Here is a 9,403-nt window from a genome sequence, read left to right as displayed (position 1 = left end):
TGACGAGCGTCCGTCCTCGTTCCGTCGGGATGACCGTCGGGATGACAACCGTGGTGGCGGCTTCCGTCGCGACGACAGCCGCGGTGGTGGGTTCCGTCGCGATGAGCGTCGTGACGACCGTCCGTCGTACGACCGTCGGGACGACCGGCGTGACGAGCGGCCCCGTGGGCCGCGGCGTGAGGACGACCGGCGTGGGGGCGGTGGGTTCCGTGGGCGGGACGACCGTCGGGACGACCGTGGGCGTGGGCCGCGTCGGGACGACCGGGGTGGCTACGGGCGCCGTGACGACCGGGGCGACCGCGGTGACCGTGGGGACCGCGCGCCGCTGAAGCGGCTGCCGATCCCGCCGGAGGTCACCGGTGAGGAGATCGACCCGGACGTGCGGCAGGAGCTCATGAGCCTGCCCAAGGGACTGGCCGACGACGTCGCCCGTAACCTCGTCATGGTCGCCCAGCTGATCGACGAGGACCCGGAGAAGGCCTACGGCTACTCCCGGGTCGCCCTGCGGCTCGCCTCCCGCGTCGCCGCCGTCCGCGAGGCGGCCGGCTTCGCCGCGTACGCCACGCAGAAGTACGCCGAGGCGCTGGCCGAGTTCCGTGCCGCGCGGCGGATGACCGGCAGTGTCGAGCTGTGGCCCGTCATGGCGGACTGCGAGCGCGGCCTCGGCCGTCCGGAGCGGGCGCTCGCCATGGCCGGCGAGCCCGAGGTGCAGAAGCTGGACCGGGCCGGGCAGGTCGAGATGCGGCTCGTGGCCGCCGGTGCCCGTCGGGACATGGGGCAGCTGGACGCCGCCATCGTGACCCTGCAGAGCCCCGAGCTGGCGTCGAACGCCAACCACCCGTGGACGGCTCGCCTGCGCTACGCGTACGCGGACGCGCTGCTGGCCGCCGGCCGGGAGAACGAGGCGCGCGAGTGGTTCGCCAAGGCGCTCGAGGCCGACAAGGACGGTTCCACCGACGCCTCCGACCGGCTCGCCGAGCTGGACGGGGTCGAGTTCGTCGACGCCTTCGACGACGAGGACGAGGACAACAGCGAGGGGAGCGGCGCGGCCGAGGACCTCGACGAGTCCGCCGACGAGGGCACGGACGAGGACGACGAGGACGTCGAGCACCTCGACAAGGACTGACGTCCTTCCCACCGATGCATGAAGGGCGGCACCCCGGCAGGGGTGCCGCCCTTTTGCGTTCGTGTGTCAGTCGAGGGCCAGGCTGCGCAGCACCAGACCGGTGGCCGGCTTCGGGCCGAACGAGGTCGACTTGCGGGGCATGGTGACGCCCTGGCGGGCCAGGTCCCGGACGACCTCCTCCTTCACCGGGTGCATGAGGACCGCCGTACCGCCGCGGCGTTCGGCCTGGGCGACGGCGGCCTCGGTGTCGTGGATGTAGGCGATGTCCTCGGGGGCGTCCGGGATGCGCCAGACTTGGTCGAGGAGCGTCGAGTGCAGCACGGTCGCGTCCAGCGTGCGCCAGGCCTCGGGGCGGTCGGCGCGGACCGTGCGGGCAAGCAGCTCCGGGTCCGGGCGGTCGAGGAGGTGGAAGGCGCCGTCGCCGGCGAGGACGAAGGCGTTGCCCTCGGCGGTCGCCTCGGCCAGGGCCTCCAAGACGGCGGACAGCGGGCCGTCGAGGCGCGTCACGCGGAAGGCGTCGCCGACGGCGGCGAGCGCGTCGGCGACCGGGAGGCGGTTGAGGAGCCGGTGGATGGCGCGGACCCGGAGGGGGTAGCGGGCGGTGTCGACGAGCAGGACCAGGCCGTGGTTCCACGGGCCGGGCACCGTGTGCTCCTCGCGCAGCCGCAGATAGGTCGCCCAGCGGTGGTGCCCGTCGGCGATGAGGGCCTGGTGCCGGGCGAGTTCGGTGGCCACGGCGGTCAGGTCGGCCGGGTTGGTGACGGCCCACAGGCGGTGCTGGAAGCCGTCCTCGGTGGTGGTGGCGAGCAGGGGCTCGCGCTCGACGACGCGGTCGACGACGGCGCCCGCGCCGTCCCCGTCGCCGCGGTAGGTGAGGAGCAGCGGCTCCAGGTTGGCGCCCGTGGTGCGCATGAGGGCGGCGCGGTCCTCGACGACGTGCGGCATGACGTCCTCGTGCGGCAGCACGATGCCCTCGGTGGGGGTGGAGAGTTCGAGGGCGCCGATGAGGCCGCGCTGCAGGATGCCGTCGCCGCGCTGCTCGTACACGTACAGCGCGGGGTCGGGGTCCGGGGCGAGGATGCCGTCGGCGAGCCAGCGGTCGAGGGTGACGGCGGCCTTGCGGTGACGGGTGCCGGCGGTGATGGCCTGCGGGAGGATCAGCCGGACGATGTTGTGGGGGTCGGCGGACTCGAGCTCGAGCAGTCCGTCGGGCCGTACGACGACGTCGTACGGCGGGGAGGTCACGGCGGCGAGGCTGCCGACCCGTTCGGGGACGTACCGGAGGCCCCGGAAGGGGCTCAGGCGGAGACCGGGGGCGCGGACGTCGTCGGCCGCGTGACCTGAGGTGTTCATCTCGTCATCGTAGGCGGTGGGGGGATGAGCGATGATCGGGGAGCGGGGATTTCCGCCCCGGGCGGCGTGAGGAGTGCATGACATGACGGAATTCGGCCAGGGACGGCAGGGCAGGGTCCGGCCGGACGGCAGCGCGCGCCCGTTGAGCGAGGCGTACGACACGGCGCTGCTCGACCTGGACGGCGTCGTGTACTACGCGGGCGGCGGTGCGGTCCCGTACGCGGTGGAGGCGCTCGGGACCGCCCGGGCGGGCGGGATGCATCTGGCGTACGTCACCAACAACGCGCTGCGGCCGCCGGACGTCGTCGCCGCGCACCTGACCGAACTCGGGGTGCCGGCCGAGCCTGCGGACGTGATCACCTCGGCGCAGGCGGTGGCCCGGCTGGTCGCCGACGAGATGCCGCCCGGCGCGCGGATCCTGCTGATCGGCGGCGAAGGGCTGCGGGTGGCGCTGCGCGAGCGCGGCCTGGTGCCGGTGGAGTCGCTCGACGACGACCCGGTGGCGGTGGTGCAGGGGTACGGCGGTCCCGATCTGCCGTGGGGGCGGTTCGCGGAGGCGAGTTACGCGGTGGGGCGCGGGCTGCCCTGGTACGCGTCGAACACCGACCTGACGATCCCGAGCGCCCGGGGCATCGGGCCGGGCAACGGGGCCGCCGTGGAGGTCGTCCGGATCGCGACGGGCGCGGAGCCGAAGGTAGCGGGCAAGCCGTTGCCGCCGATGCACCGCGAGACGGTGCTGCGGACGGGGGCCGAGCGGCCGCTGGTGGTCGGCGACCGGCTGGACACGGACATCGAGGGCGCGTTCAACGGCGGGGTGGACTCGCTGCTCGTGCTGACCGGGGTCACGGACGTGGCCCGGCTGCTCGCGGCGGTGCCGGAGCACCGGCCCACCTATGTGGCGGCGGATCTGCGCGGGCTGCTCGTGCCGCAGCCGGAGGTGGCCGGGGACGCGGACGGCGGCTTCCGGTGCGGGGGTTGGACGGCCTCGGTGAGCGGGGGCGCGCTGCTCCTGGAGGGGGAGGGACCGGATTCGTCGGATCCGCTGGACGGCGTACGGGCGTTGTGCGCGGCGGCGTGGACGGAGGCGGGGGCCGGGGCGTGCGGGCTCGACGCGGGGAAGGCGCTGGAGCGGCTGGGGGCAGTGGGGTGACCGCGGCTGCGGCGGCTGACCTGTGAGCGGGGCCGTACCGCGGTCCGTACAGGGGATCGATCAGCGATGACAGGGTAGGCTAACCTAACCTCGTGTTGGTCGAGAGTCCCTCCCGTGCGAGCGCGGAGTCGACCGGCCCTGCCCAGCCACCGGCGCGCCGCACCTCGCTGCGCGCCGTCGGACTGGTCGCGGCCGTCGGGGTCCTGCTGCTGATCTGCGTCCTGAGCATCATGATCGGTGCCAAGCCGGTGCCGCTCGGCGACGTGTGGCACGGCCTGTTCCACAACAGCGGCATCCGCAACGACGTCGTCATCCACGACGTGCGCGTCCCCCGCACCCTCCTCGGTCTCCTCGTCGGCCTGGCCCTCGGGCTCTCCGGCGCCGTCATGCAGGGACTCACCCGCAATCCGCTCGCCGAGCCGGGACTCCTCGGCGTCAACGCGGGCGCCGCCGCCGCGGTGGTGTCCGCGATCGCCTTCCTCGGCGTCACCGACCCCGCCTCCTACGTGTGGTTCGCCTTCGTCGGCGCGGCCGTCGTCTCCGTCGTCGTGTACGTGCTCGGCGGCAGCCGCGGCGCCACGCCCGTGCGGCTCGCGCTCGCCGGCACCGCGGCCACCGCCGCCCTGTACGGCTACGTCAATGCCGTACAGCTGCTGAACTCCGCCGCCCTGGACCGGCTGCGCTTCTGGACCGTCGGCTCGCTCGCCGACGCCAACCTGGACACCGTCCGCCGGGTCGCGCCCTTCATCCTCGTCGGCACCGTCCTGGCGTTGCTCATCTCCCGCCCGCTCAACGCCATGGAGCTGGGCGACGACACCGCCAGGGCGCTCGGCGCGCACCTCAACCGGACCCGGATCACCGCCATGGTGGCCGTGACGCTGCTGTGCGGGGCCGCGACGGCCGCCTGTGGGCCGATCGTGTTCGTCGGCCTGATGGTCCCGTACCTGGTGCGGTCGATCACCGGCCCGGACATGCGCTGGATCCTGCCGTACGCGGCGGTCCTCTCGCCCGTCCTGCTGCTCGGCTCCGACGTCATCGGCCGGGTCGTCGCCCGCCCCGCCGAACTGCAGGTCGGCATCGTCACCGCGATCATCGGCGGGCCCGTCTTCATCCGTCTCGTCCGCCGCAAGAGGATGGCCCAGCTGTGAGCAGCACCAAGACCCTGCGGCGGCCGACGACGCGGACCCGGACGCTGCGGACCGGCGGCGGGCTCTCCGTACGGTACGAGCCGCGCGCCCTGTTCTCCGTCCTCGGCCTGGTCGTGGTCGCGCTCGCCGCGGCCGTCGTCCTCATCGGCAGCGGCGACTTCCCCGTCGCGCCCGGCGACGTCGTGTCGACCCTGCTCGGCGGCGGCACCGAGGTGCAGCAGATCGCGGTCCTGGACCTGCGGCTGCCGCGGGTGCTCGTCGCCGTCTTCGTCGGCGCCGCGCTCGGCATCGGCGGCGCCGTCTTCCAGTCGATCTCCCGCAACCCGCTCGGCAGCCCCGACGTCATCGGCTTCGGCCAGGGCTCCACGGTCGGCGCGCTCGTCGTCATCGTCCTCTTCCAGGGCAGCGCGATGGCCGCGGCCGGCGGTGCGATCGTCGGCGGTCTCGTCACCGGCGCCGTGATCTACCTGCTCGCCTGGAAGCGCGGCGTGCACGGCTACCGGCTCGTGCTCGTCGGCATCGGCGCCGCCGCCATGCTCACGGCCGTCATCCACTACCTCATCACCAAGGCCCAACTGGTCGACGCGACCCGCGCGGTGGTGTGGATGACGGGGTCCCTGGACGGCCGGGACATGGCGCAGTTCTGGCCGCTGTTCGGCGTCAGCTGCGTGCTGCTTCCGCTCGTCCTCGGGCACGGGCGGGCGCTGCGGATGCTGGAGATGGGCGACGACGCCGCGTACGCGCTCGGCGTGAAGGTCGAGCGGACCCGCATCGTCCTCATGGGCTCGGCCGTGCTGCTCGTGGCCGTCGCCACCGCCGCCGCGGGCCCCATCGTCTTCGTCTCGCTGAGCGCGCCCCAGCTGGCCCGCCGGCTCACCCGCTCGCCCGGCCCGAACCTGGCCGCCTCCGCGCTCATGGGCACCGCCCTGCTGCTGGTGGCCGACTGGACCGCCACCAACGCCTTCGGCGAGCGGCAGCTGCCGGTGGGCGTCGTCACCGGCGTCCTAGGCGGCTGCTACCTGCTGTGGCTGCTCGTCAGCGAGCGGAAGGCGGGACGGATATGAGCGGGCCGGACATGACCATCGACGAGAACACCCACAGGACCCACAGGACCCACAGGAGTCAGGGAATGAACGGGCAGCAGCAGACCGAGCAGGCCGGGCAGACGCAGCAGCGGCTGAGCGCCGAGTCGGTCACGCTCGCCTACGACCAGCGGGTCATCGCCCGTGACCTCAGCGTCGCGATCCCCGACAACTCCTTCACGGTCATCGTCGGCCCCAACGCCTGCGGCAAGTCCACGCTGCTGCGCGCGCTGTCCCGGATGCTCAAGCCCACCGAGGGCCGGGTGCTGCTCGACGGGCAGGCGATCCACTCCATGCCCGCGAAGAAGGTGGCCCGGACCCTGGGGCTGCTCCCGCAGTCCTCCATCGCGCCCGACGGCATCACCGTCGCCGACCTCGTCGCCCGCGGCCGCTACCCGCACCAGGGCCTGCTGCGGCAGTGGTCGCCCGAGGACGAACGGATCGTGCAGGAGTCGATGGCCGCGACGGGCGTGGCGGAGCTGGCCGAGCGGTACGTGGACGAGCTGTCCGGCGGGCAGCGGCAGCGCGTCTGGATCGCGATGGCGCTCGCCCAGCAGACCCCGCTGCTGCTCCTCGACGAGCCGACCACCTTCCTCGACATCCAGCACCAGATCGACGTCCTCGACCTGTGCGCCGAACTGCACGAGACCCAGGGCCGTACGCTCGTCGCCGTCCTCCACGACCTCAACCACGCGGCGCGGTACGCGACCCACCTCATCGCCTGCCGCGGCGGCGAGGTCGTCGCGGAGGGCCCGCCGCACGAGGTCGTCACCGCGGAGCTCGTCGAGCGGGTCTTCGGCCTGCGCTGCCAGGTCATCGAGGACCCGGAGACCGGCACCCCGCTGGTGATCCCGGCGGGCCGCAAGGCCCGCGCGGCCGCGGCGGGGCGGCGGGCGGCGCCGGCGGGCGTGACGGGCTGAGGGCGGGCGCGGCCGTCCGGTGGTCCGACGGGCGGGTGGGCGTGTCCCGCTCTCCCGCTCTCCCGCTCTCCTGCGCTCCCGCTCTACAGCAGCGTGCGCAGCTTCAGCAGATCGCGGAAGCCCGCCTCCAGGCCGATCCGGCCGGAGGCCCAGGCCTTCGCGAAGTTCAGCTCGCCGTCGACCATCGCCACCAGGTCGTCGCCCGTCATCCGCAGCCGGATCTGCGCCTTCGCGGGCGGCGGGCCCGCGACGGTGTCCTCGACCTCGATCCGGCCGGCGGCCAGGCGGCCGGTGAAGGTCTGGTCCAGGTCCGTGAGGTGGCAGCTGAGCGTGCGGTCGAGCGCGGCCGCGCCGCGCACCTCGCCGTCCGCTCGGGCCAGGTTGTCGGAGAGTCTGTCGAGTGCGGCACGGCACTCCGTGATCGTTGCCATCGCTTCGACCGTACCCCAGTGCTTCGCGGTAGCGTCGGGGCATGAGCGACGCGTACCCGAACGCCGCCGGAGCGGCTCCGGAGGCCCTTGAGCAGGGCTCGGGCCAGGGCCAGGGCCAGGGCCCGGACACGGAGCAGGAGCAGGAGCCGTACGACTCCGATCCGTACGAGGCCGCCGGGCCCGCCCCCCTCGGCGTCGTCCGTACCCCCACCGGCCGGCCCGCCGTCGACGCGCTGCTCGACCGGCTCGGCGACGCCGACCACCTCACGGCGGACGGACACCTCGACGTGTACGAGGATGTACACCGTGGGCTGCGCGCCGAGCTGACCTCGCTCGACGCACCGCAGGGCCCCGCACCCCGTCCGTACGACAACAGGAGCTGAACCGAACGTGGCAGGACCGGCACGCCGCCGTCTGGACGCCGAGCTGGTACGGCGGAAGCTGGCGCGCTCGCGCGAGCACGCCAGCCAGCTGATCGCCGCGGGCCGGGTGACCGTCGGCAAGACCGTCGCGACCAAGCCCGCCACCCAGGTCGAGACCGCGGCGGCCATCGTCGTCGCCCAGGACGACAACGACCCCGACTACGTGTCGCGCGGCGGCCACAAGCTGGCCGGCGCCTTCGCGGCGTTCGTGCCGCGGGGCCTCGTCGTCGAGGGCCGGCGCGCGCTGGACGCGGGCGCGTCCACCGGCGGCTTCACCGACGTGCTGCTGCGCGCCGGCGCCGCGCACGTCGTGGCCGTCGACGTCGGGTACGGGCAGCTCGCCTGGTCGCTGCAGAGCGACGAGCGGGTCACCGTCAAGGACCGCACCAACGTGCGCGAGATGACCCTCGACTCCATCGACGGCATCCCCGTCGACCTGGTCGTCGGCGACCTCTCCTTCATCCCGCTCGGTCTCGTGCTGCCCGCCCTGGTCGCCTGCACCGCGCCCGACGCGGACCTGGTGCTCATGGTCAAGCCGCAGTTCGAGGTCGGCAAGGAGCGGCTGGGGACCGGCGGAGTGGTGCGCAGCACCGAACTGCGCGCCGACGCCGTGAAGAACGTGGCCCGGCGGGCCGGCGAGCTCGGGCTCGGTGTCCTCGGCGTCACCGCCAGCCCGCTGCCCGGTCCCTCCGGCAACGTCGAGTACTTTCTGTGGCTGCGGGCCGGGGCGCCCGCTCTTGATCCGGCGGAAGTCGACCGCGCCGTGGCGGAAGGACCTCGTTGAGCACTGGTTCGAGCACGTCTGACGAAAGCAGCGGCGGCGACCGCCGTACCGTTTTCCTGCTCGCGCACACCGGCCGGCCGGCCGCCGTGCGCAGCGCCGAACTCGTCGTCCTCGGGCTGCTGCGCAGCGGCATCGGGGTGCGCGTCCTGGAGGCGGAGGCGGCCGACCTGCCGCTGCCGGCCGCCGTCGAACGGGTCCCGGAGGGCTGCGCGGACGCGCTCGACGGCTGCGAACTCCTCGTCGTCCTGGGCGGCGACGGCACGCTGCTGCGCGGCTCCGAGTTCTCCCGCGCCTCCGGGGTGCCGATGCTCGGCGTCAACCTCGGCCGGGTCGGCTTCCTCGCCGAGGCCGAGCGGGACGACCTCGACAAGGTCGTGGACCGGGTGGTGACGCGGGCGTACGAGGTCGAGGAGCGCATGACGCTGGACGTCACCGTGTACCAGAACGGCGACGTGCTGCACCGCGACTGGGCGCTCAACGAGGCGGCCGTGCAGAAGGTGTCCCCGGAGCGGATGCTGGAGGTCGTCATCGCCGTCAACGGGCGGCCGGTGACCGGCTTCGGCTGTGACGGGGTGATCTGCGCGACGCCGACCGGCTCCACCGCGTACGCCTTCTCCGCCGGCGGCCCGGTCGTCTGGCCCGAGGTGGAGGCGCTGCTGATGGTGCCGATCGGGGCGCACGCGCTGTTCGCCAAGCCGCTCGTCACCACCCCCGAGTCGGTGCTCGCGGTCGAGGTCGAGCCGCACACCCCCGACGGCGTGCTCTGGTGCGACGGCCGCCGCACGGTCTCCCTCCCGGCCGGCGCCCGCGTCGAGGTCCGCCGCGGCGCCGTCCCGGTCCGCCTCGCCCGCCTCCACCACGCCTCCTTCACCGACCGCCTGGTCGCCAAATTCGCCCTCCCGGTCTCGGGCTGGCGCGGCGCGCCGCACTAGCGGCCGCCGGTGGCCGGCGCCGGTACGGGGGGGCAGGCGGGGCCCCGCCCGGCCC

At 74.0% G+C, this 9,403-nt stretch carries 11 protein-coding genes; 9 read left to right on the top strand and 2 right to left on the bottom strand.

Annotated elements, in window-relative coordinates; genetic code table 11:
* Window positions 1-329, top strand: a 329-nt coding sequence (locus KV205_RS19395; RefSeq protein ID WP_265865701.1) for a hypothetical protein, incomplete at its 5' end; no start/stop codon positions are given.
* Between the two features lie 5 nt (window positions 330-334).
* Complete coding sequence (locus KV205_RS19390) at window positions 335-1,126, top strand: tetratricopeptide repeat protein (protein WP_265865700.1); 792 nt, start codon at window positions 335-337, stop codon at window positions 1,124-1,126.
* A gap of 66 nt (window positions 1,127-1,192) precedes the next feature.
* Here the strand turns inward: KV205_RS19390 and KV205_RS19385 are convergent, their stop codons facing one another.
* Window positions 1,193-2,479 (bottom strand): DUF1015 domain-containing protein, encoded by a 1,287-nt coding sequence (locus tag KV205_RS19385; protein WP_265865677.1) that lies wholly within the window; start codon window positions 2,477-2,479, stop codon window positions 1,193-1,195.
* 82 nt (window positions 2,480-2,561) lie between these two features.
* Between KV205_RS19385 and KV205_RS19380 the strand changes: the two genes are divergently transcribed.
* The 4 genes from KV205_RS19380 (at window position 2,562) to KV205_RS19365 (ending at window position 6,779) form a co-directional block, all read left to right on the top strand.
* Window positions 2,562-3,629: an HAD hydrolase-like protein gene (locus KV205_RS19380; RefSeq protein ID WP_265865676.1), complete on the top strand. Its 1,068-nt coding sequence runs from the start codon at window positions 2,562-2,564 to the stop codon at window positions 3,627-3,629.
* Between the two features lie 92 nt (window positions 3,630-3,721).
* On the top strand, window positions 3,722-4,777 hold the full coding sequence (locus tag KV205_RS19375) for an iron chelate uptake ABC transporter family permease subunit (RefSeq protein WP_265865675.1): 1,056 nt from the start codon (window positions 3,722-3,724) through the stop codon (window positions 4,775-4,777).
* Window positions 4,774-5,841: an iron chelate uptake ABC transporter family permease subunit gene (locus KV205_RS19370; protein ID WP_265865674.1), complete on the top strand. Its 1,068-nt coding sequence runs from the start codon at window positions 4,774-4,776 to the stop codon at window positions 5,839-5,841. Before KV205_RS19375 ends, KV205_RS19370 begins: the two co-directional genes overlap by 4 nt.
* A gap of 65 nt (window positions 5,842-5,906) precedes the next feature.
* Complete coding sequence (locus KV205_RS19365; RefSeq protein ID WP_265865673.1) at window positions 5,907-6,779, top strand: ABC transporter ATP-binding protein; 873 nt, start codon at window positions 5,907-5,909, stop codon at window positions 6,777-6,779.
* An 83-nt stretch (window positions 6,780-6,862) separates the two neighbouring features.
* On the opposite strand, the gene KV205_RS19360 is transcribed toward KV205_RS19365, so the two are convergent.
* Complete coding sequence (locus KV205_RS19360) at window positions 6,863-7,210, bottom strand: SCP2 sterol-binding domain-containing protein (protein ID WP_265865672.1); 348 nt, start codon at window positions 7,208-7,210, stop codon at window positions 6,863-6,865.
* Window positions 7,211-7,251: 41 nt separating this feature from the next.
* Here KV205_RS19360 and KV205_RS19355 point away from each other — a divergent pair, with 41 nt between their 5' ends.
* Genes KV205_RS19355 through KV205_RS19345 form a run of 3 tightly spaced genes read left to right on the top strand, consistent with a single transcriptional unit; the run spans window position 7,252 to window position 9,348 of the window.
* Complete coding sequence (locus KV205_RS19355; protein WP_265865671.1) at window positions 7,252-7,593, top strand: hypothetical protein; 342 nt, start codon at window positions 7,252-7,254, stop codon at window positions 7,591-7,593.
* A 7-nt stretch (window positions 7,594-7,600) separates the two neighbouring features.
* Window positions 7,601-8,416, top strand: coding sequence for a TlyA family RNA methyltransferase (locus KV205_RS19350; protein ID WP_265865670.1), 816 nt, complete (start codon window positions 7,601-7,603; stop codon window positions 8,414-8,416).
* Entirely contained in the window at window positions 8,413-9,348 is a 936-nt protein-coding gene (locus tag KV205_RS19345; protein WP_265865668.1) for an NAD kinase, read from the top strand. The genes KV205_RS19350 and KV205_RS19345 overlap by 4 nt, the downstream gene beginning before the upstream one ends.
* Window positions 9,349-9,403: the final 55 nt, after the last annotated feature.

The sequence above is a fragment of the Streptomyces sp. SKN60 genome (genome assembly GCF_026236535.1).
Lineage (GTDB): Bacteria > Actinomycetota > Actinomycetes > Streptomycetales > Streptomycetaceae > Streptomyces.
The sequence above is the reverse complement of the archived record's forward strand: the minus strand, read 5'-3'. Positions and strand labels throughout refer to the sequence as shown.

Excerpts from the sequence above, each read along its gene's own strand:
- KV205_RS19385 (WP_265865677.1), bottom strand. The coding sequence starts at position 2,479 with ATGAACACCTCAGGTCACGCGGCCGACGACGTCCGCGCCCCCGGTCTC.
- KV205_RS19380 (WP_265865676.1), top strand. The coding sequence starts at position 2,562 with ATGACGGAATTCGGCCAGGGACGGCAGGGCAGGGTCCGGCCGGACGGC.
- KV205_RS19365 (WP_265865673.1), top strand. The coding sequence starts at position 5,907 with ATGAACGGGCAGCAGCAGACCGAGCAGGCCGGGCAGACGCAGCAGCGG.
- KV205_RS19360 (WP_265865672.1), bottom strand. The coding sequence starts at position 7,210 with ATGGCAACGATCACGGAGTGCCGTGCCGCACTCGACAGACTCTCCGAC.
- KV205_RS19355 (WP_265865671.1), top strand. The coding sequence starts at position 7,252 with ATGAGCGACGCGTACCCGAACGCCGCCGGAGCGGCTCCGGAGGCCCTT.